This window comes from Pseudoalteromonas sp. DSM 26666 (assembly GCF_900116475.1).
GTDB classification, from domain to species: Bacteria; Pseudomonadota; Gammaproteobacteria; order Enterobacterales; family Alteromonadaceae; genus Pseudoalteromonas; species Pseudoalteromonas tetraodonis.
Genome location: NZ_FPAR01000005.1, coordinates 300,988 through 320,982, shown reverse-complemented (window position 1 = coordinate 320,982; position 19,995 = coordinate 300,988). Strand labels below are relative to the sequence as shown.

The 19,995-nt window shown below is 41.0% G+C and carries 21 protein-coding genes; 15 read left to right on the top strand and 6 right to left on the bottom strand.

Features of this window, described 5'->3' with window-relative positions:
- Positions 1 to 2: 2 nt before the first annotated feature.
- Genes BM380_RS11710 through fliS form a run of 5 tightly spaced genes read right to left on the bottom strand, consistent with a single transcriptional unit; the run spans position 3 to position 3,790 of the window.
- Complete coding sequence (locus tag BM380_RS11710) at positions 3 to 863, bottom strand: aldo/keto reductase (RefSeq protein WP_090494452.1); 861 nt, start codon at positions 861 to 863, stop codon at positions 3 to 5.
- Positions 860 to 2,011 carry a UDP-4-amino-4,6-dideoxy-N-acetyl-beta-L-altrosamine transaminase gene (gene pseC / locus BM380_RS11705; protein WP_090494449.1) on the bottom strand — a complete coding sequence of 384 codons (1,152 nt, stop codon included), beginning with the start codon at positions 2,009 to 2,011 and terminating at the stop codon, positions 860 to 862. The genes BM380_RS11710 and pseC overlap by 4 nt, the downstream gene beginning before the upstream one ends.
- Positions 2,012 to 2,024: 13 nt before the next feature.
- On the bottom strand, positions 2,025 to 3,026 hold the full coding sequence (gene pseB / locus BM380_RS11700) for a UDP-N-acetylglucosamine 4,6-dehydratase (inverting) (RefSeq protein ID WP_090494447.1): 1,002 nt from the start codon (positions 3,024 to 3,026) through the stop codon (positions 2,025 to 2,027).
- Positions 3,027 to 3,071: 45 nt separating this feature from the next.
- Complete coding sequence (locus BM380_RS11695; protein WP_013465565.1) at positions 3,072 to 3,395, bottom strand: hypothetical protein; 324 nt, start codon at positions 3,393 to 3,395, stop codon at positions 3,072 to 3,074.
- Positions 3,395 to 3,790 (bottom strand): flagellar export chaperone FliS, encoded by a 396-nt coding sequence (gene fliS / locus BM380_RS11690; RefSeq protein WP_013465564.1) that lies wholly within the window; start codon positions 3,788 to 3,790, stop codon positions 3,395 to 3,397. Before fliS ends, BM380_RS11695 begins: the two co-directional genes overlap by 1 nt.
- A 367-nt stretch (positions 3,791 to 4,157) precedes the next feature.
- Between fliS and BM380_RS11685 the strand changes: the two genes are divergently transcribed.
- Positions 4,158 to 5,594: a sigma-54 dependent transcriptional regulator gene (locus BM380_RS11685; protein ID WP_016899225.1), complete on the top strand. Its 1,437-nt coding sequence runs from the start codon at positions 4,158 to 4,160 to the stop codon at positions 5,592 to 5,594.
- A gap of 117 nt (positions 5,595 to 5,711) precedes the next feature.
- Here BM380_RS11685 and BM380_RS11680 read toward each other — a convergent pair whose 3' ends face one another.
- Positions 5,712 to 6,299: a DNA-3-methyladenine glycosylase I gene (locus tag BM380_RS11680; protein WP_090494445.1), complete on the bottom strand. Its 588-nt coding sequence runs from the start codon at positions 6,297 to 6,299 to the stop codon at positions 5,712 to 5,714.
- Positions 6,300 to 6,428: 129 nt separating this feature from the next.
- Between BM380_RS11680 and BM380_RS11675 the strand changes: the two genes are divergently transcribed.
- The 14 genes from BM380_RS11675 to fliP all read left to right on the top strand — a co-directional run bounded on the left by BM380_RS11675 (position 6,429) and on the right by fliP (position 19,956).
- Positions 6,429 to 7,541: a sensor histidine kinase gene (locus BM380_RS11675; RefSeq protein WP_090494443.1), complete on the top strand. Its 1,113-nt coding sequence runs from the start codon at positions 6,429 to 6,431 to the stop codon at positions 7,539 to 7,541.
- Positions 7,538 to 8,962 carry a sigma-54-dependent transcriptional regulator gene (locus tag BM380_RS11670; RefSeq protein WP_090494441.1) on the top strand — a complete coding sequence of 475 codons (1,425 nt, stop codon included), beginning with the start codon at positions 7,538 to 7,540 and terminating at the stop codon, positions 8,960 to 8,962. Before BM380_RS11675 ends, BM380_RS11670 begins: the two co-directional genes overlap by 4 nt.
- A gap of 157 nt (positions 8,963 to 9,119) precedes the next feature.
- Positions 9,120 to 9,452 (top strand): flagellar hook-basal body complex protein FliE, encoded by a 333-nt coding sequence (gene fliE, locus BM380_RS11665; protein ID WP_016899229.1) that lies wholly within the window; start codon positions 9,120 to 9,122, stop codon positions 9,450 to 9,452.
- A gap of 20 nt (positions 9,453 to 9,472) precedes the next feature.
- Complete coding sequence (gene fliF, locus BM380_RS11660; protein WP_008112179.1) at positions 9,473 to 11,188, top strand: flagellar basal-body MS-ring/collar protein FliF; 1,716 nt, start codon at positions 9,473 to 9,475, stop codon at positions 11,186 to 11,188.
- Positions 11,181 to 12,221, top strand: coding sequence for a flagellar motor switch protein FliG (fliG, locus tag BM380_RS11655; RefSeq protein ID WP_013465559.1), 1,041 nt, complete (start codon positions 11,181 to 11,183; stop codon positions 12,219 to 12,221). Before fliF ends, fliG begins: the two co-directional genes overlap by 8 nt.
- 3 nt (positions 12,222 to 12,224) lie before the next feature.
- Positions 12,225 to 13,028 carry a flagellar assembly protein FliH gene (gene fliH / locus BM380_RS11650; RefSeq protein ID WP_016899230.1) on the top strand — a complete coding sequence of 268 codons (804 nt, stop codon included), beginning with the start codon at positions 12,225 to 12,227 and terminating at the stop codon, positions 13,026 to 13,028.
- 18 nt (positions 13,029 to 13,046) lie between these two features.
- On the top strand, positions 13,047 to 14,381 hold the full coding sequence (fliI, locus tag BM380_RS11645; protein WP_008112184.1) for a flagellar protein export ATPase FliI: 1,335 nt from the start codon (positions 13,047 to 13,049) through the stop codon (positions 14,379 to 14,381).
- On the top strand, positions 14,381 to 14,827 hold the full coding sequence (fliJ, locus tag BM380_RS11640; RefSeq protein ID WP_008112186.1) for a flagellar export protein FliJ: 447 nt from the start codon (positions 14,381 to 14,383) through the stop codon (positions 14,825 to 14,827). Before fliI ends, fliJ begins: the two co-directional genes overlap by 1 nt.
- Before the next feature lie 87 nt (positions 14,828 to 14,914).
- Positions 14,915 to 16,726 (top strand): flagellar hook-length control protein FliK, encoded by a 1,812-nt coding sequence (locus BM380_RS11635; protein WP_090494440.1) that lies wholly within the window; start codon positions 14,915 to 14,917, stop codon positions 16,724 to 16,726.
- A 57-nt stretch (positions 16,727 to 16,783) separates the two neighbouring features.
- A complete protein-coding gene (gene fliL, locus BM380_RS11630) occupies positions 16,784 to 17,311 on the top strand; it encodes a flagellar basal body-associated protein FliL (protein ID WP_013465555.1) in 528 nt (175 codons plus the stop codon).
- A 9-nt stretch (positions 17,312 to 17,320) separates the two neighbouring features.
- Positions 17,321 to 18,412: a flagellar motor switch protein FliM gene (gene fliM / locus BM380_RS11625; protein WP_010387912.1), complete on the top strand. Its 1,092-nt coding sequence runs from the start codon at positions 17,321 to 17,323 to the stop codon at positions 18,410 to 18,412.
- 20 nt (positions 18,413 to 18,432) lie between these two features.
- Positions 18,433 to 18,831: a flagellar motor switch protein FliN gene (gene fliN, locus BM380_RS11620; protein WP_013465554.1), complete on the top strand. Its 399-nt coding sequence runs from the start codon at positions 18,433 to 18,435 to the stop codon at positions 18,829 to 18,831.
- The gene (gene fliO / locus BM380_RS11615) at positions 18,828 to 19,211 is read left to right on the top strand and encodes a flagellar biosynthetic protein FliO (RefSeq protein WP_024602027.1); all 384 of its coding nucleotides are present in this window, start codon (positions 18,828 to 18,830) and stop codon (positions 19,209 to 19,211) included. Before fliN ends, fliO begins: the two co-directional genes overlap by 4 nt.
- Before the next feature lie 4 nt (positions 19,212 to 19,215).
- On the top strand, positions 19,216 to 19,956 hold the full coding sequence (fliP, locus tag BM380_RS11610) for a flagellar type III secretion system pore protein FliP (RefSeq protein WP_090494438.1): 741 nt from the start codon (positions 19,216 to 19,218) through the stop codon (positions 19,954 to 19,956).
- Positions 19,957 to 19,995: the final 39 nt, after the last annotated feature.

Sequence of the window (19,995 nt, the reverse complement as noted above, 5' to 3'; positions counted from 1 at the left end):
AATTAACCAAGCCATTGCGATGGATTGATTAATGCTAAATTACTTGAAGCTAAAGAGGCTAAAACGTCATCCGAGGGGAGTGTAAGCTTTTTTGCGGCGCAGTAGCTGTCTATTAATTGTGTTAACTGTTCTTGTGAGCAACATCCTATAATTGCATTTTCGATATGAGGGGCTTTTTGCGCAATAATTGCTAATGCGAAAGTTAGCCGATTGCAGCCTAATTCATTAATAACATGATTATACTGAGAAAACTCATTATTAAACTGTGAAAAATAAGCGTTATTTTGAATCATTGGCTCTAATAAAAGCCCTTGTAAAAATATCGAGCGAGCGTGAAGCTTTATATTTTTTTCTATTAGCTTATCGATAATTTCAGGTTGTATAAAACGTTGATCTAACCAATTAACAGGAGCTTGAATCAGATCTAAATTAAACCTTTCACTAAGTAATTCAAGTTCTTTAGGATTATAAACAGAAACACCTATTCGCTTAACTATGCCTTTGGTTTTTAACTGCTCTAGCTGCGAAAAATAGTCTTCCCCTGAACTGCTTAAAAGCAACTCACAATTATGAAATAACACTGCATCAATTGAGTCACAGTTCAGATTTTTTAAGCTTTTTTCTACCTGCGCGTGAATATTTTCACTTGATACTTTAGTAACAATAGATAAAGCTTGGCTTAAACCCGATTGGCCAATATTACTCTCGCTAATTCCATAAGCTGATGCCGTATCAACCACTGTAATGCCAGCGTCTAGCGCAGCACTAAGTATTCGTTTGATCTCATCTTTTTTTACCTGCCCAAGGGTGTTACTAATACCATAATTCAAACCAAATTGGGCGGTTCCTAAAGCGATTTTCATAGTTGTTTAGCTAATGTTTCTATTATGAAGTTTTGTTCTGAATTAGTTAATCCAGGATGCAAAGGTATGGTGAGAGCGCAGCTGTAGTATCTCATTGCATTTGTAAAGTCATTTGCCTTAAAGCCAAGCTCTTTGTAATAAGGTTGTATATGAATTGGAATGTAATGCAAATGACTCGTTATGCCTTGCTCTCTTAAACTACAGATAAGAGAATCATGTTTTACAATTGCATCACCAGACAAGGTTAAAATATATAGATGGTAACTAGAATAGCTTTGGTGTGATTGAGTTAAATGATTGATAGGCATATCTTTTAGCTTGCTAGTATATACTTTAGCTAGCTGGTTGCGTTTTGCAACAAATTCATCAAGCTTTGAGAGCTGGCTAAGGCCTAGTGCAGCTTGTAACTCAGTCATTCTATAATTAAAGCCGAGTTCAACTTGCTGATAGTACCAAGGGCCATGACTTGGCTCTGTCATTTCACTCTGATCGGATGTAATCCCGTGACTACGTAAACGCACCATTTTATTAGCAAGTCGTTTGTTGTTTGTTACAGCCATACCACCTTCAGCTGAGGTGATTATTTTGACTGGATGAAAGCTAAATACGCAAATATCTGAAAACTCACAGCTGCCCACAGGCTTACCTAAATATTTTGCACCAATAGAATGTGAAGCATCTTCAATAATCTTAAAGCCATATTCAACTGCAAGTTGATATATAGCCTGCATATCACATGATTGACCTGCCAGGTGAACTGGGATGACTACCTTTGGTAAACGATTATTTTCTTTAGCAATAATAAGTTTTTTTTCTAACTCATCAGTGCACATATTCCCTGTTGCTACATCAATATCCACAAAGTCTATTTGAGCACCACAGTACAGTGCACAATTTGCGGAAGCAACGAACGAAATAGGGGAGGTCCACACGATGTCATCTTTCCCCACATTTAACGCTAAACATGCAACGTGCAATGCTGATGTGGCACTACTTGTTGCACATGCATAGGTGCTGCCACAATAATTTGCGATGGCTTGCTCAAAAGCGGGTACTTTTGGGCCTTGCGTTAACCAATCAGATTTTAAGACATCAACTACTGCGTCGATGTCTTGTTGAGAGATAGCTTGTTTGCCGTATGGGATCATGGAGTCATTACTTTTAAATTAAGGCTGCAATATTGAAGGCTTCAATTTCTTCAATCGTCATGTAATGTGGGTTGTTCAAAGAGTTATATTCAAAGCCTTGCTGAACTTTTTTTCCCTTTTCATTAAGTGCATTAACTGTAAAGTCATTACTACGACTGCTAAATTTGATGCCTGGTGCAATTACAAAATGATCGTTATATTCATAGGTTTCAAAACACAGATCGGCAGGGCACATAACTTCATGGAGTTTCTCTCCTGGGCGAATACCAATAATTTTAATAGGTAATTCAGGAGCCATTGCTTTTGCTAAATCAGCAATTCGAATTGATGGGATTTTAGGTACGAAAATTTCACCGCCCAACATGCGCGCGAAATTTGTTAAAACAAAATCAACACCTTGTTGAAGGCTTATCCAAAAACGAGTCATTTCGTCATGAGTGATAGGGATGTGATCACGGCCTTCATTAATGAATTTTTGGAAGATAGGTACAACTGACCCTCGCGAACATACTACATTCCCATAACGCACTACTGAAAAAGTCGTTTTATGGCCGCCTGCAATATTGTTTGCCGCTACAAATAATTTATCCGAGGCTAATTTAGTGGCACCATACAAATTAATAGGGTTAGCTGCTTTATCTGTAGAGAGGGCAATGACTTTTTCAACATTGTTATCAAGTGCTGCATTAATGACGTTTTCTGCGCCATTAATATTAGTTTTGATGCATTCCATTGGGTTGTACTCTGCGGCAGGTACCTGCTTAAGGGCTGCAGCATGGATGACATAATCAACGCCACGCATTGCGCGATTTAGTCGTTCTTTATCTCGAACATCACCAATAAAGTAGCGCATGCAAGGCTGATCAAAATCTTGCTGCATCTCAAACTGTTTTAACTCGTCACGAGAAAAGATAATAATTTTTTTTGGACTGTACCGCTCTAATAGTGTTTTTACATACTTTTTACCGAACGACCCTGTTCCACCTGTTATTAAAACTACCTTTCCATCAAACATGAGATTCTCTCCACAGCTAACCAGCCTAATATTGCCAAATCTATTTTAAAAGTTAGATTTATACTTATTTACAGCTTTTTTATTTTTTTGATTACCAACTATTTTAACCGCTAATAGTTGTTTTTGAGCATCCATTTTAGCAGATAGCTGTTCTATTAGGTTAATTAAAAACTCAAGTTCAGTCGCAGAGTAAAAAGCTTTTTCTCTTGTAAGTGATTCACTTATATATGTATCAAGCTTATTATGAATACTCAGCGCTTGCTCAATATCCCAATCCTCTGAGTCATTAATCAAACTCACTAGCTCATTACAATATTTGCGAGTTTCACTATCTGTAACTTGTGAACTCGTTATTTGCTTTAAAGCCATTATAGTTGTGGTTCTCTTTGCTCGAATGGAATTGCTTCCCAACCTGATTTAATCTCTTTAATCAAGGTAATTACTTCATCGATTTTATCTATATTGTTTTCAAGGTTTGCAGTTAATAAGCAGCGCTGGCAGTAGTCATACAAAGAGTCTAAGTTAGTTGATACTTCATTATTGTGTTCAAAATTTAATACTTGCTGCAACGCACCAAGTAGCACAATACAATCAGAGATTGCGTTGCCTTTTTTTTCTAACTCTTTACGTTCAATAAATCCTTTTGCAGCAGAGAGCTTGCCAACAATATTTACAAACACGAGTTTAACTTGGTCGTAGGGAGTCATCTCTTTAACGCTGCTAACTGTTATTTGACGGTATTTATTGATTGATGCATGAGCCATAGGTAATTCCTCAAATTTTAATTACATGTTCAGAACTCTAAGCAAGTTTAGTTCCAACATAAGTTTGACTATTACTTTATCGGCAAAAACAGTCGCACCTTTAAATAATAATAGCAGTTTTTATGAGTTTTTTCTGTGTGAAATCGTATCATTGAAAATCGCATTATATGTCGTTTAATTCATCCTAAGTATGTATGTCACTAAAACTACCCAGGCAATTAATAGTTATAAAGTATTGACTTTGTGCGGCCAGTGTCTGTTTTTTGGCGTTAATGTCAAAAAATCGCCGCTATTGCTTGCATCCAAACCCAACTGGCTTACAATTTGATTAATAAAACAAATTAGTGAAATAAATGGCTCGCTAAAGATGATCTTAATTTTAGATAATAATAACAACCGCTCTATTGGATTATACGCATCACTTACTTTTATTGGTGAGGCTGTACAGTTGCAAACAGAAGCTGACTTTGAACAGGCATGTAGCCACTATCAAAACAAAGAATGTATTGTGGTGTTAGGTGCTTTGCAGTCTTTAGATCACGAAAGTTTAATTAAACGATACCCAACATTTCCTTTTTTACTCATTGGTGAAACGCTTAAACCTTTGTTGAGTTTGGCTAATGTTGTGGGGTTGATATGTGAGCCATTTACTCATGAAATAACCACACAGCTGTTACACGACTGTCAGCAATATCAGCGCATGTTGCCGCATGAACATAAAAATAATAAAGAGAAAAGCACCTTTGATGGTCTTGTTGGTGAAACCAAAGCCGTAAAAGATTTACGCTTTTTAATTACGCAGGTTGCTAAAACCGATGCTAACGTACTTATTTTAGGTGAATCGGGCACAGGTAAAGAAGTAGTTGCCCGTAACGTACATTTGCTTTCTAAGCGTAATAAAGGCCCTTTTGTACCAGTAAACTGTGGGGCAATTCCTGCAGAGCTACTAGAAAGTGAACTATTTGGTCATGAAAAAGGCGCGTTTACTGGGGCTATTTCAGCACGAAAAGGCCGTTTTGAGTTAGCGCAAGGTGGCACGCTATTTTTAGATGAAATAGGGGATATGCCACTGCAAATGCAGGTTAAGTTACTGCGAGTGCTCCAAGAGCGTAGCTATGAGCGCGTTGGTGGTACCAAAGCGATCCAAGCTGATGTGCGTGTGATTGCTGCAACCCACCGTGACCTTGAAAGCATGATAGAAAAAGGCTCATTTAGAGAAGATTTATACTATCGCTTAAATGTTTTTCCTATTGAGAGCCCATCTCTTGCTCAACGCGCAGAAGACATACCATTACTACTTAAAGAGCTTATGCGCCGTGTAAATGAACAAAGCGGTACTACGGCTAAGTTTACAGAGCGTGCTATTGATAGTTTAAAAGAACATTCTTGGCCGGGTAATATTCGTGAGCTCGCTAACTTAGTTGAGCGTATGGTTATTATGTTCCCAGACAAGGTGGTGGATGTTCCTGACTTACCTAATAAATACCGCTACATTGAAGTTGAAGCCTATGAGCCACAGTACCCAGAAGAACTGATGGAGCGTGATGCATTTAATGATATTTTTAGCGGCGGATTTAGTGAAGATGAAATAGATCTAGAAGATGACTTTGCTCAGGCCGCACCTGGTTTATTGCCCGATGAAGGTATTGAGCTTAAAGAGTACTTAGCTGAGCTTGAAATTAACTTAATCACACAGGCATTAGAGCGCTTTGATTACGTTGTCGCCCGTGCTGCCGAGGTGCTTGGCGTAAGGCGAACCACTCTGGTCGAAAAAATGAAAAAATATAACCTATCGAGAGATTGAGAGCTAAGGGCAGGTTTCAGGTATTAGGTTAGAAAAACTAAACACCGCGTTTAATGCAAACTCGGCGCTATACTTGTCAGCGGGTTAACCCCGCGTCTCGTAACCCGTAACCCCCACCTAGCCTAGCTTTTTAACTTCTTCTTTTCTAAAGCAATTATTACTATGATCGTTAACCATTCCACACGCCTGCATGTAGGCATACACTGTGGTTGGGCCTAAAAACTTAAAACCGCGCTTTTTTAAATCTTTTGCAAATAACGTTGATGCTTCAGTAACTGCAGGGTAATCCGCAAGCGTCTCTAAATCGTTTACCTGAGGTTTATTGCCAACAAACCGCCACTGGTAATCACTAAAGCTGCCAAACTCTTTTTGAATAGCAATGAAGCACTTTGCATTATTAATTTTTGCGGCTATTTTTAAGCGGTTGCGAACAATTCCCTCATTTTGCATTAATGTTTCTAGGTCCTGCTCAGTAAAGGCCGCTACTTTATTTACATCAAAGTTTGCAAAGGCGTTTTTATAATTAGCGCGCTTTTTTAATATGGTGTACCAACTTAACCCTGCTTGTGCCGATTCTAACGTTAAAAACTCAAAAAGTAGGTGATCGTCATACACAGGTACGCCCCATTCATGGTCATGGTAATCCACGTAGTCGGGTTTTGAAGTATCTAACCATGGACAGCGACACTGAGCTTCTTCTTTCATGCTTATTCCTTAGCGCGTCATTTTTACGGCACGTATTTTAACTATTTAAATTGTTGATATTATTATGAAATAATTTTGGTACATATTGTGCATTAGCCACTACATCTACATTAATTTAGAGAGTTGATTATGGCCCTTGCAAGTGTGCTAAAACCCCAGTTTATTTCTGCTAATCAGTATAACCCATGTTTACTGCAAGAGGAGTATGTTGGTGAGTTGAGTGATTTGCGTCAACAAGCAAGTTGGCTCTCTCATCTGGTTGATACCATGCCTGCGGGCGTGATTGTACTCGATGGTAAAGGAATGATCGCCAAAGCGAATCAAATTGCCATAGATATGCTCGGCGAGCCATTAGAAGGAGAGAAGTGGTTTAGCGTTATTCAGCGCTCATTTCGTCCTCATCAAGATGATGGTCATGAAGTGTCGTTAAAAGATGGACGCTTAATTAAGCTCGATATTACTGCACTCGCGCCTGAGCCTGGGCAACTTATACTAATGACCGATTTAACCGAAACCCGACGCTTACAAAAGCGAGTCGCGCATATGCAGCGTTTAAGTGCCTTAGGTAAAATGGTTGCGTCTTTAGCTCATCAAGTACGCACACCGTTATCAGCGGCTATGTTGTATGCCGCAAATTTAGGCTCAAAACGCTTACCCGAAGCGTCTCGCGGCAGTTTTCATACTAAATTAATGTCACGTTTAAAAGATTTAGAAACCCAAGTAAACGACATGCTGTTATTTGCTAAAAGTGGTGATCAGCAAGTTGTTGAGCAAGTGTCGATGCAACAGCTACTAAGTGAAGTTAAAGCCGGTGCCGATGCTATGGTAGCGCTCAATGATAGCGAATTAAATGTGAGCTTACCTGAACCCGATATTGAAATTATGGGTAACAAAACAGCATTGGCAAGCGCAATTCAAAACCTAATTCATAATAGTATTCAAGTCATTGGCAGTGGTGCACAAGTACATCTTAGTGCTTTGCGTGATACGCAAGACCCTGATTATGTCCGCATTAGTGTTAGTGATAATGGCCCTGGGCTTGATTTAGCACAAACTGAAAAAATATTTGAACCCTTTTATACCACTAAAAGCCAAGGTACTGGTTTAGGACTTGCCGTTGTAAGTTCAGTGGCCAGTGCACATCAGGGACGTGTTGAAGCAAACAACAACCCACAAGGGGGAGCAATTTTTAGTATGTTGCTACCTATTAGTGTCACATCTAAATTAGGGGAGTCACAATGAGTAACACTATTTTAGTTGTAGAAGATGACGCCGGACTTCGTGAAGCATTAATTGATACGCTTGAAATGTCAGGTATAGCCTGTATGGCCGCCAATAGTGCCGAGCAAGCCATGGTGCTACTAAAAAAAGAAGCATTTTCATTGGTGGTCAGTGATGTACAAATGGGCGCAATGAGCGGCTTGGATTTATTACGTAGTATTAAATTAAATTACCCTGATTTACCCGTACTAATGATGACGGCCTACGCCACTATTGATGATGCTGTAGAGGCTATGCGTTTAGGCGCGATTGATTATATGGCCAAGCCATTTGCACCAGAAGTGCTATTGAATATGGTGAGTCGTTACTTACCAGAAAAAGAAAAAGAAACAGACGGGCCCATTGTCGCCGACCCTAGTAGTATTCAATTACTCGAACTTGCTAATAAAGTTGCTCGATCAGATGCCAGTGTGATGGTGCTTGGGCCAAGTGGCTCTGGTAAAGAAGTACTGGCGCGTTATATTCATGACAAATCAAAACGCTGTAATGAACCATTTGTAGCAATTAACTGTGCTGCTATTCCAGAAAACATGCTCGAAGCTACTCTATTTGGCTACGAAAAAGGTGCGTTTACCGGTGCGATTCAGGCCTGCCCAGGTAAGTTTGAGCAAGCACAGGGGGGAACCATTTTACTTGATGAAATCACCGAAATGGATTTAGGCTTGCAAGCCAAACTATTGCGGGTATTACAAGAGCGCGAAGTTGAGCGTTTAGGTGGTCGAAAAACTATTTCGCTAGATGTGCGTGTGCTTGCAACCAGTAACCGCGAATTAAAAGAGGCTGTTGCTGATAATCAGTTCCGCGAAGATTTATATTATCGACTCAATGTATTCCCTTTGCTGTGGCGACCACTGTGTGAGCGCCCAGGGGACATTATTGTGTTGGCTAAGCATTTGATTGAACGTCACTTAAGTAAAAGCAAAGAGCCAATGGCGTATTTAGATAGCAGTGCAGAGCAAAAACTGCTTAGCCATAGCTGGCCCGGTAACGTACGCGAACTAGATAACGTTATCCAGCGAGCATTAATTTTACGCAGTGGAAATAGTATTGATGAGCATGCTATTTTTATCGAAAATCTAGCCCCAACGCATTTTGTGGCAGAAACTAAAGCTGACATTGAGCCTGTAAAAAGTAGTCTCAGTAACGCTTATTATGATGAAAAAGCAGCGCCTGCAGATGAGCAAAAAAATGATTTGTTAGCCGTCGATACTGGTAGTTACAAAGATGAGCTTAAAGATAAAGAACATCGTATTATTTTAGAAACCTTGGCACGCTGCCAAGGAAAACGCAAAGAGGTCGCCGAAACCTTAGGTATTAGCCCGCGTACTTTACGCTACAAATTAGCACAAATGCGTGATTTAGGTATTTCCCTCCCAGCATAACCCCCATAAGCCCTAAGTTCAATCACTTGAATTTAGGGCTGTCAAAACTCTGACTGCTCAATTATTTTACTTAAGTCTTTGTTTTAATTGACTTTAATTTTTGGCATGTTTTGTGCTTTATTCTCTTTAAGAGTTTACTGCATTATCAGAGACAATTATGAAAATTCAAAACAGTGCTTTATTTCAAGAAATGCAATCAATGGCTGCAGAGGCCACACGTAGTAATCAAGTTAATAACTTGCCAACGCAAGTGCAATCAACCTCTACAGCACAGTTTGGTGACATGTTGAGTAATGCCCTTAATACAGTGCATGAACTTCAGCAAGACACAGGACAAAAAGTAAAAGCGGTAGAGAATGGCGACAGAAGCGTATCACTTGCTGAGGCTATGATTGCTTCGCAAAAGTCTTCTGTGGCATTTGAAGCTACGGTACAGGTTCGTAATAAGCTTGTTGAGTCTTATAAAGAAATTATGAACATGCCTGTTTAACTAGGTAGTGGAGAATTATTGTGGCGCAATCTAATCAATCTACAGATCTGGCACTTGCTGATGGCATGATGGAGCAAAGTGAAAACGAAGATCAACAAGAGCAAAAATCAGGCTATTTCAGTGCCCTTGGTGGTGTTGATGTTTTACGTCAAATTACCCTGATTGTTGCATTAGCTATTTGTTTAGCCATTGCTATTTTCGTTATTATTTGGGCTCGTCAGCCAGATATGCGCCCTTTAGGTAAAATGCAAACTGAAGAGTTAATAGAAACACTCGACTTTTTAGATGCACAAAAAATTGACTACCAACTTGATGGCAATGTGGTCTCGGTGGATGAAACTGAATATCAAAATATCAAGTTATTGATGACCCGTGAAGGTTTAGATCAAGGGCCTACATCAGGTAGCGACATTATTATGCAAGACATGGGGTTTGGGGTAAGCCAACGTTTAGAGCGTGAGCGCCTTAAACATGGCCGTGAGCAACAACTTGCCCGTACTATAGAAGAGCTAAATAATGTTACTCGCGCCAAAGTATTGTTAGCGATTCCCAAAGAAAATGTGTTTGCCCGTAGAGAGAAAAAACCCTCTGCAACTGTTGTACTTACTCTTAAACGCGGTCGCTCTCTAGATGGCGAAGAAGTTGACTCGGTTGTTGATATGATAGCTTCAGCGGTACAAGGGCTTGAGCCTTCGCGCGTTACTGTGACCGATCAAAATGGTCGTTTATTAAATTCAGGCTCGCAAACCTCTTTAGCTGCACGCTCACGTAAAGAATACGATATAGAACGTAAACGTGAGCAAGAATACCTAGAAAAAATCGACAGTATTCTGATCCCCGTGGTTGGATTAGGTAATTACACCGCACAAGTAGATTTAAGTATGGACTTTAGTGCGGTAGAAGAAACACAAAAACGTTACAACCCAGATTTACCTGCGGTAAGAAGTGAAACGACCTTTGAAGAAAATAATATTGGTGGCCTAGCGGTTGGTATTCCAGGCGCGCTTACTAATCAGCCACCAGTTAACTCAACTATTCCTGAAGATGCGATGGCGGGCGGTGCAGGCACTGCAACCTCACCGAGTAGAACTCACAAAGAAGCCACTCGTAACTATGAACTCGATACCACTATTTCACATAAGCGTCAGCAAACTGGAGTGATCCGCAGAATAAGCGTCTCTGTTGCGGTTGATTACCTGCCTACGGTGGGTGAAAATGGTGAAACAACTATGACGCCACGCTCGGTTGAAGCCCTGTCAAATATTCGTCGCTTGTTACAAGGTGGCGTAGGCTTTGATATGCAACGTGGCGATGCACTTGAAGTAGTGACCGTACCATTTGTTCGTGAAGACTCAGCGCTTGATTTTGAGTTGCCTTTATGGGAACAAGATTGGTTTATGAAAATGATGCGCTTAGTATTAGGTGCACTGGTTATTATTGTACTGATTTTAGCTGTCGTTAAACCTATGCTTAAACGCTTAATCTACCCAGATAATACACTTGAAGAATACGATGAAGATTCTCTTAGTTCAGGTGTTGATCTTGGTGACAGCACATTAGATATGCTAAATAATGACTTTGATTCTGCTTCTGTTGGCTTCTCAAGCGATGGTACACTACGCTTACCAGACCTACACGGCGACGAAGACTTACTCAAAGCGGTTCGTGCCCTTGTAGCCAATGAACCAGAACTATCATCACAAGTAGTGAAAGCGTGGTTAACAGAAGATGACTGATCAAGAACAAAAACAACTACCTCAAGCGTTTGATGTTGATAAACTTGATGGTGTAGATAAAGCCGCAATATTATTGCTGAGCTTAACTGAAGAAGATGCAGCGCAAATCCTCAAGCACTTAGAGCCAAAACAAGTGCAAAAGGTCGGTATGGCTATGGCGGCAATCGATGATTTGTCGCAAGCTAAAATTAGCGCGGTTCATAATTTGTTTATTGAACAAATTCAAAGCTTTAGTACGATTGGTTTTCAGTCTGAAGACTTCATCAAAAAAGCACTTACAGCCGCATTAGGTGAAGATAAAGCCGCCAGCTTGATAGACCAAATAGTGATGGGCTCAGGCGCTAAAGGTCTTGATTCATTAAAATGGATGGACTCTAAACAGGTGGCTAACATTATTCGTAATGAGCATCCACAAATTCAAACAATTGTTCTCTCTTACCTAGAGCCTGAACAGTCGGCTGAAATTTTAGCGCAATTTCCTGAAAAAGTGCGCCTCGATTTAACCATGCGTATTGCTAATTTAGAAGAAGTACAACCGGCAGCATTGCAAGAATTGAATGAAATTATGGAAAAACAATTTGCCGGTCAAGCGGGTGCACAAGCTGCGAAAATGGGTGGCTTAAAAGCTGCGGCAGATATCATGAACTACCTCGATACCAATGTTGAAGGGCAGTTAATGGATTCAATCCGTGAGCATGACGAAGAAATGTCGCAACAAATTCAAGACTTAATGTTTGTCTTCGAAAACTTAATGGATGTAGACGACAGAGGCATTCAAGCAATCCTGCGTGAAGTGCCGCAAGATGTATTAATGAAAGCCATTAAAGGAACCGATGATGCCCTTAAAGAGAAAATTTTGGGTAACATGTCAAAACGTGCCGCTGAAATGCTCGCTGATGATTTAGAAGCTATGGCTCCTGTGCGCATTAGTGAAGTAGAAGCGGCGCAAAAAGAAATTTTATCAACAGCACGTCGCCTTTCTGATTCAGGTGAAATTATGCTTGGTGGTGGCGGTGGTGAGGAGTTCTTATAACCTATGAGTCACTCTAAAGGTCGCCCATTACATGCAGATGAAGCTGATGAGTTATTAAAAAATTGGCCAATTCCTGATGTTGCTCCCGATGAGCGAAGCTTTCGCAATCGCTCTACGGCTTATGGCACACCCTTAGCCGAGCTATACCGTAAAGAAATAGCAAAAGAACAAGTAGAAGAACCGGAAGAACCAGAGCTGCCTTCATTAACTATGGTAGAGCTGGAGCGTATTCGCCAAGATGCCTACGAAGAAGGCCTTAAACAAGGGCACGAACAAGGCTATATAGATGGCTTTGACAAAGGCGTAACCGAGGGTAAAGAGGCGGGTTACAAAGAAGGTGTAGAGCTGGGTAAAACACAAGGCCAAGAAGACGTTAAACCATTAATTGATGAGCAGTTGACCAGTCTGCGTGGTTTACTAGATAGTTTAAGCGACCCGCTTAAAAAAGTGGACGAGCAAGCAGAAAAACAGCTGGTACAGCTAGCCACTATGCTCAGTGAAGCGATTATTTATCAAGAAGTAAAAACATCACCTGATATTATTTTACATACTTTGAAAAAAAGCATTGATGCACTTAATGCAGAACAAGAAAAAGTTCGAATTCATCTTCATCCAGATGACTTATCGCTGATAAAAGCCAGTTATGGCGAACAAGCTATTGAAGATAATCATTGGCAATTAATTGCAGAACCCACTCTAGAGCGGGGCGGTTGTGAAGTTAAAACAACGTTATCATCTTTAGATATGACCTTGAAAACCCGTGTCAAAGAAACGTTGGATAGCTTTTTGCATAACAGTGGTATCTAACTTTTTTATTGGCGTGTCATGTCTGTGAGCGATACTTCATTAAGCGAACGCTTATCTCAATACCAACGGCATATTAAAATTCCAGCGCCTGCAGTCGCGGGAGTTTTAACGCGTGTGGTTGGTTTAACACTGGAAGCCAAAGGTTTGCGCGCTCCGGTAGGCAGCCAATGTAAAATTGAAACAATGAACGGCTTTGTTGACGCTGAAATTGTTGGATTTAACGATCAAACTTTGTATTTAATGCCTAACGACCACATTTCAGGCGTACTTCCTGGTGCGCGAGTTATCCCCCAAGTTAATGACACAGGTTTGCCTGTTGGCATGAGCTTACTTGGTCGAGTGGTAGACGGCTTAGGCAGACCTTTAGATGGCTTAGGTAAAATTAATGCAGAACATACACTCAAATTTGCTCAAAATGCAATAAACCCTCTTGCAAGACGCCCCATTAGTAAGCCTATGGATGTGGGGGTACGTGCTATTAACTCGGTGATTACTGTCGGCCAAGGCCAGCGCATGGGCTTATTTGCAGGCTCTGGTGTGGGTAAATCAGTATTATTAGGCATGATGACCCGAGGCAGTGAAGCCGATGTGATTGTAGTGGGTTTAGTCGGTGAGCGTGGTCGAGAAGTAAAAGAATTTATTGAAGAAATACTGGGTGTTGAAGGGCGTAAACGTTCAGTTGTTGTTGCAGCCCCCGCTGATGCCTCACCATTAATGCGATTAAAAGGCTGCGAAAGTGCGGTAACCATTGCAGAGTATTTTCGAGATCAAGGTTTAAACGTATTGTTATTACTCGACTCGGTGACGCGTTATGCTATGGCACAGCGTGAAATCGCGCTGGCTGTGGGTGAGCCCCCTGCAACAAAAGGCTACCCACCTTCAGTATTTGCTAAATTACCTGCGCTGGTGGAAAGAGCGGGTAACGGCGGGGAAGGACAAGGCTCTATTACTGCCTTTTTTACCGTACTGAGTGAAGGCGATGACATGCAAGACCCGATTGCTGATGCTGCACGTGCCATACTTGACGGACATATTGTTTTATCGCGTGATTTAGCCGACAGCGGCCATTATCCTGCCATTGACATAGAAAAATCGATTTCTCGAGTTATGCCTCAAGTGGTGTCTGAGTCGCACATGCAACAAGCTCGGGTGCTTAAGCAAGTGTATTCAATGTATCAACAGAACAAAGATATGATCACCTTGGGCGCTTATCAAAAAGGCAGTGATCAAATGCTCGATCAGGCAATAAACATGATGCCACGAGTGAACGCATTTTTACAACAAGGGATGCGTGATGTGATTAGCTATGATGATGGCCTTCAAGGGCTAGCGCAATTATTAGGACAAGCATAATGGCAAAAAATAAACTGCATTTGTTGCTCAGGCTTGAAAACGAAAAAGAAGAAACGTTACGCATGAGCTACTTGCAAGCTAATCAAAATTTGCAAGTAAATCAGCAAAAGCTGCAGGGCTTAAATGACTTTCGACTTGAATACACGCAGCAACTTCATATTAAGGGGCAGTCGGGTTTATCAAGTGCCGGATTTAGTCAGTATCATGCATTCATTGCTAAGATTGAAGAAGCGATACGTCAACAAGCAAGCACTGTTAACACTGCAAAGCAGGTGGTTAGCCAGCGTAAAACCTTGTGGTTAAAGCAACAAGTAAAAGCGAAAGCGGTTGCTAAGTTAATTGAAAAACAACAGATAAAAGCGGATATGTTGGCCGCTAAAAGTGAGCAAAAAATGCTCGATGAATTTTCCTCTAATCAGTTTTATCAAAGGCATAAAGCACTATAAGGTAGGCATGCTAATTGCTTAGATTCTACAAGAGCAATGATTTTTAGGATTGTGCGGTGGGCTGTTGCCGCTTTTATTAGGTGATTTATGGCGATAAATGATATTTCAATGTTAGCGGTATCTGAGCAAGACTCATACTTAGTTAAAAAAGACAGTGATAAAACAAAGCTAGATAGCAGTAATGATGCTGGCTTTTTTGATCAATTAGCCCTTGCTAACCAAGCTTCTGAAACACACAGTACGCAAGCTAAAGCGCCAAACAAACAATCAGCAGATGAACAATCCGATCTAAAAGAGCAAAGTAGCGAAGAAAAGCCTTTGAGCGGTGAAGATATGCTGGCGCAAATTAATGCGGCACAAGTCATCGATACCTCAGTAAAAAATAACCCCCATGGTGGTGCGCAGTTAATAGACAAAGACGCTGTTAAAATAAACGCTAAGCCTGAAGATAAGCTGGCACCTATTGTTATTAATTTACCAAGTGATGAAATTGTTGATGATACGGCCATTGTGCAGTCACAAAAGACTGTAGGTTCTGAATCAGCAAGCAAAGCTGCAGCTGAGTCTTCACAGCTTGACACGAAACCTTTAGCTACAGCTGCCCCAACCGGACAGTATGAGGCTGTTACAAATGAACTCGCGGCTGCTAAACCATCGGATAAGCCGACCGAGACTATGAACATTAAAGCATCGCTAGATGCTTCCGTTTTGGCGCTGTTATCAAAAGATGATAATGCCATTAAAGCAGATAAATTACTGGCAAATTTAACACCTGCTCAGCAAGGTGAATTAGCCACTGAGCTTAATGCGATGAGCAAGCCAATTAATAAAGATAACTTAGCGGATTTAAAGCAATTACTCAGTAAGTATGTGAGTGAAAGTGAGAAGCCGCAAACATCTCAGCAGACCATTAATGCGCAAATAAGTACGTTAACTACCTCAGAAAAACAGGCCTTACTCAATCAGTTGCAGGGTTACGTTAAAAATGAATCTTTATCAACGAAAGAACTTACCTCGCTAAAAGGAGTAATCAGTGATTTAGAGACCGCGATTAACGCGGACAGCTTGTTTAGCGCCAAAGATAAGCCACTATTTTCAAATAATGCTTTGGCGGGAGCAATAGCGCCAAAAGCACAGGCTGGTACTGAATCAGCCAATGTAAAACCTGAGCTAAAATTAGAGAGTTCAAAATCGGTAGCTGATAACCCTGAAGAGCTTGCCAAACAGTTAGACGCATTACAAAAAGAGAGCATGCGCGGCACTAATGCTGAGCAAATGCCACCGCGTGCAGCACAAATTTTCTCTCAGATCATTAATATATTTGACAAACAGTCGCTTAGTAGTCTCGCTAAATACGATACTTTAGGGTACGAACAAGCTATTATTGAAGCGCAAAGCTTGCAAGCAGGACAGTTACAAAGTACAGCACAAGCGAAACAAGTAAGCATTGATCCTGCCACGTTACAGGCTTTAAACATTATTAAAAGTGATGCGGCAAAAATGCTACAAGAGCGGGTTAGCTCAATGTTAAGTATTAATAATAAAGAAGCTGAAATTCGCCTAGATCCGCCAGAAATGGGCAGCATGCAAATTCGTATTAGAAGTGATGCTGAGCAAGCACAAATCAACTTTGTAGTGCAAAACCAGCAAGCCAAAGAAGCGCTGGAGCAGTCTTTACCTAGGCTTAGAGAAATGCTGATGCAGCAAGGTTTAGAACTAGGTGAAAGCAGTATTTCTTACGGTGATTCCTCAGGTGAGCAAGCACAGCAACAAGAAGGTGATGCACAAGGGCAAATGGCCAATAATCGCTCTACAGATGAGACAAATAGTGAGCAACCAGATAAGCAAATACAGGGTTCTGGACAACAAACGTCATCATCAATAGATTACTATGCCTAAGTCCTGCTATTATAATAGTTAAAACAAGCAAATACCTTTGCAAATAAAGGAAATACAATGGCTGAAGATACTAATTTAGAAATAGAAGAAGTAAGTAAAAGTAAAAGCAAACTCATAATAATTATTGCCGCTGTATTACTTATTGTTGGCGCTGTGGCAGGGTACTTTTTATTATCAGGTGGTGATGAGCCAGTAGAAACCCTTGCAGATGATGCTGCCAATGGTGAGGTAGCTGCTGCGCCAACAAGTTCTTCGGCAACGGTTGGCAGTGCTTTATATGTTGCGATGCCTAGACCGTTTATTTTTAATGTGCCAGGGGCTAGTCGCGATAGAATTGTACAGATTAAAGTGCAATTATTAGTGCGCGGCGATGGTAATGAAGAAACGGCTAAAAAACACATTCCACTGATTGAAGGCACACTCCTGAGTGTATTTTCCATGACAACGGCTGATGAACTTAGCACCAGTGTAGGCAAAGAAACACTGCGTTTTACTGCACTTGATAAAGTACAGGCCGCTATGATGGATGTTGAAGGGAATAAAGTAATTGAGCGGGTACTATTTACCGGCTTTGTGATGCAATAAGGGGCCAGTGTGAGCGATTTATTATCCCAAGACGAAATTGATGCGCTATTACATGGTGTCGATGAAGTCGAAGAGGAAGATATACACGACGGTGAAGATGGTGAGGGAAGTACATTACAGTACGACTTTTCTTCGCAAGATCGCATCGTGCGTGGTCGCATGCCGACACTTGAAATTGTTAACGAGCGATTTGCCCGTCATATGCGAATTAGCTTATTTAACATGATGCGCCGCACCGCTGAGGTGTCAATTAACGGCGTGCAAATGATCAAGTTTGGTGAGTACATACATACCTTGTTTGTACCAACGAGTTTGAATATGGTGCGTTTTCGCCCACTAAAAGGCACCGGCCTTATTACCATGGAAGCACGCTTAGTATTTATACTGGTAGACAACTTCTTTGGTGGCGATGGCCGTTATCATGCCAAAATTGAAGGACGTGAATTTACCCCAACAGAACGCCGAATCGTGCAAATGCTGCTGAAAATAATCTTTGAAGATTACAAAGAAGCATGGGCACCAGTGATGGATGTGTCGTTCGAGTACCTCGATTCTGAGGTAAACCCTGCGATGGCTAATATTGTTAGCCCAACCGAAGTGGTGGTTATTAGCTCTTTTCATATTGAGCTGGATGGTGGCGGGGGAGACTTCCATATTGCGCTACCTTATTCAATGCTCGAACCGATCAGAGAGCTATTGGATGCGGGTGTTCAGTCTGATACTGAAGATACCGATTTACGTTGGAGTAAGGCGCTTCGTGACGAAATAATGGACGTAGAAGTCGATTTATCGACCCAGCTACTTGAAGTTGATTTAAGCTTAAAACAAATAATGGAGCTCAAGGCGGGGGATATAATTCCAGTTGAAATGCCTGAGCATATTACCGTATTTGTGGAAGAACTCCCTACATTTAGAGCTAAAATGGGTCGTTCACGTGATAACGTTGCGCTACAAATTAGTGAAAAAATTAAACGCCCTGATTCAGTTAAATCTGAGCTGCATGTCTTTACCAAAGGCGGCAAAAAAATTGATTCAGATGCAGAATTAGCAGAACTAGAAGATGATTTACACCTTTCAAACGGTGTAGACTTAGACTGGTAATTGATTAAAAGGTTAAAAGTATGAGCGATGATCAAGATACAATGGACGAATGGGCAGCAGCACTTGCTGAAGCTGAAGGCACTGACGATAGTCCTGAGGTCAAAGTAACCGAGCTTGATGAGCTTGATGATTCAAAGCATGAACTCAGCGGTGAAGAAAAACGTAAACTCGATACTATTTTAGACATTCCCGTTACTATTTCTATGGAAGTAGGGCGTTCTAAAATTAATATTCGTAATTTATTACAACTTAACCAAGGTTCGGTCGTTGAGCTTGACAGGGTTGCTGGCGAACCGCTTGATGTATTAGTTAATGGTACTTTGATTGCGCATGGCGAAGTGGTTGTAGTAAACGATAAGTTCGGTATTCGTTTAACGGATGTAATTAGCCAGGTTGAACGGATCAAAAAGTTACGATGATAGCACTAGCCAGTTTAAGCAATTCGGTGTTTGCAGCAACCGATGCTGCAACACCGACCACAGATATCGTATCCATGGTGTTATCTTTGGGTATGGTTGTGGTGTTAATTTTAGTGTTGGCTTTTTTTGTAAAAAAGCTCAATCCAAATTTAACCAATAACGATGAGTTTAAAGTGATCCGCAGTCTTCCGTTGGGATCACGCGAGCGCTTAATGGTGGTTGAAATAGATAATGCACAGCACCTATTAGGGGTTACTCCACACAGTATTAATTATCTACACAAGTTAGAAACCCCCCTAACAGAAAAAGAGTTACCAGAATTAGCGAAGCGGTTTGGCAAAATGTTGAATCCGCAACTTAATCAAAATAAAAAGAACTAATATTATGACTAAATGGCTGCTTTTCCTATTTGCCATGCTGTTCGTCCCAGGGGTCAATGCCGAGGGGATTGACGCGCTGACGATCACCACTAATTCCGATGGCACCCAAGACTACTCAGTGACGCTACAAGTGTTGGCGATCATGACGGCTATGAGCTTTATTCCAGCCGCCATTATCATGATGACCTCTTTCACTCGAATTATTGTTGTTTTAGCTATTTTGCGCCAAGCCATTGGTTTGCAGCAAACGCCTTCGAACCAAGTATTACTAGGTATGTCGCTGTTTTTAAGTATTTTTATTATGGCGCCAATTTATGAGCAAATAAATGAGCGAGCTATCGAACCGTATTTAAGTGAACAAGTAACGTCACTTGAAGCACTTGATTTAGCCAAAGAGCCAATGAAAGCGTTTATGCTCTCACAGGTACGTATAAAAGATTTAGAAACCTTTGCTAAAATAGCAGGTTACGATCAGCTTGACTCGCCTGAAGCAACGCCAATGGTTGTGCTTATTCCTGCGTTTGTGACCAGTGAGCTACAAACCGCTTTTATTATTGGTTTTATGTTTTTTATTCCCTTTTTGATTGTCGATTTGGTGGTTGCATCGGTATTGATGGCCATGGGTATGATGATGTTATCGCCCATGATTGTGTCGCTACCGTTTAAGATTATGTTGTTTGTATTGGTTGATGGGTGGAGCTTGGTGATGGGTACACTCGCTAAAAGCTTTGGCTTGGGCACGTAGTTGTGCACTCTTCATTGAACCAATCACACTAGGAGTCGT

Coding starts and splice junctions, on each gene's coding strand:
- BM380_RS11710 (WP_090494452.1), bottom strand. CDS start 863: ATGAAAATCGCTTTAGGAACCGCCCAATTTGGTTTGAATTATGGTATT.
- pseC (WP_090494449.1), bottom strand. CDS start 2,011: ATGATCCCATACGGCAAACAAGCTATCTCTCAACAAGACATCGACGCA.
- pseB (WP_090494447.1), bottom strand. CDS start 3,026: ATGTTTGATGGAAAGGTAGTTTTAATAACAGGTGGAACAGGGTCGTTC.
- BM380_RS11695 (WP_013465565.1), bottom strand. CDS start 3,395: ATGGCTTTAAAGCAAATAACGAGTTCACAAGTTACAGATAGTGAAACT.
- fliS (WP_013465564.1), bottom strand. CDS start 3,790: ATGGCTCATGCATCAATCAATAAATACCGTCAAATAACAGTTAGCAGC.
- BM380_RS11685 (WP_016899225.1), top strand. CDS start 4,158: ATGATCTTAATTTTAGATAATAATAACAACCGCTCTATTGGATTATAC.
- BM380_RS11680 (WP_090494445.1), bottom strand. CDS start 6,299: ATGAAAGAAGAAGCTCAGTGTCGCTGTCCATGGTTAGATACTTCAAAA.
- BM380_RS11675 (WP_090494443.1), top strand. CDS start 6,429: ATGGCCCTTGCAAGTGTGCTAAAACCCCAGTTTATTTCTGCTAATCAG.
- BM380_RS11670 (WP_090494441.1), top strand. CDS start 7,538: ATGAGTAACACTATTTTAGTTGTAGAAGATGACGCCGGACTTCGTGAA.
- fliE (WP_016899229.1), top strand. CDS start 9,120: ATGAAAATTCAAAACAGTGCTTTATTTCAAGAAATGCAATCAATGGCT.
- fliG (WP_013465559.1), top strand. CDS start 11,181: ATGACTGATCAAGAACAAAAACAACTACCTCAAGCGTTTGATGTTGAT.
- fliH (WP_016899230.1), top strand. CDS start 12,225: ATGAGTCACTCTAAAGGTCGCCCATTACATGCAGATGAAGCTGATGAG.
- fliI (WP_008112184.1), top strand. CDS start 13,047: ATGTCTGTGAGCGATACTTCATTAAGCGAACGCTTATCTCAATACCAA.
- fliJ (WP_008112186.1), top strand. CDS start 14,381: ATGGCAAAAAATAAACTGCATTTGTTGCTCAGGCTTGAAAACGAAAAA.
- BM380_RS11635 (WP_090494440.1), top strand. CDS start 14,915: ATGGCGATAAATGATATTTCAATGTTAGCGGTATCTGAGCAAGACTCA.
- fliL (WP_013465555.1), top strand. CDS start 16,784: ATGGCTGAAGATACTAATTTAGAAATAGAAGAAGTAAGTAAAAGTAAA.
- fliN (WP_013465554.1), top strand. CDS start 18,433: ATGAGCGATGATCAAGATACAATGGACGAATGGGCAGCAGCACTTGCT.
- fliO (WP_024602027.1), top strand. CDS start 18,828: ATGATAGCACTAGCCAGTTTAAGCAATTCGGTGTTTGCAGCAACCGAT.
- fliP (WP_090494438.1), top strand. CDS start 19,216: ATGACTAAATGGCTGCTTTTCCTATTTGCCATGCTGTTCGTCCCAGGG.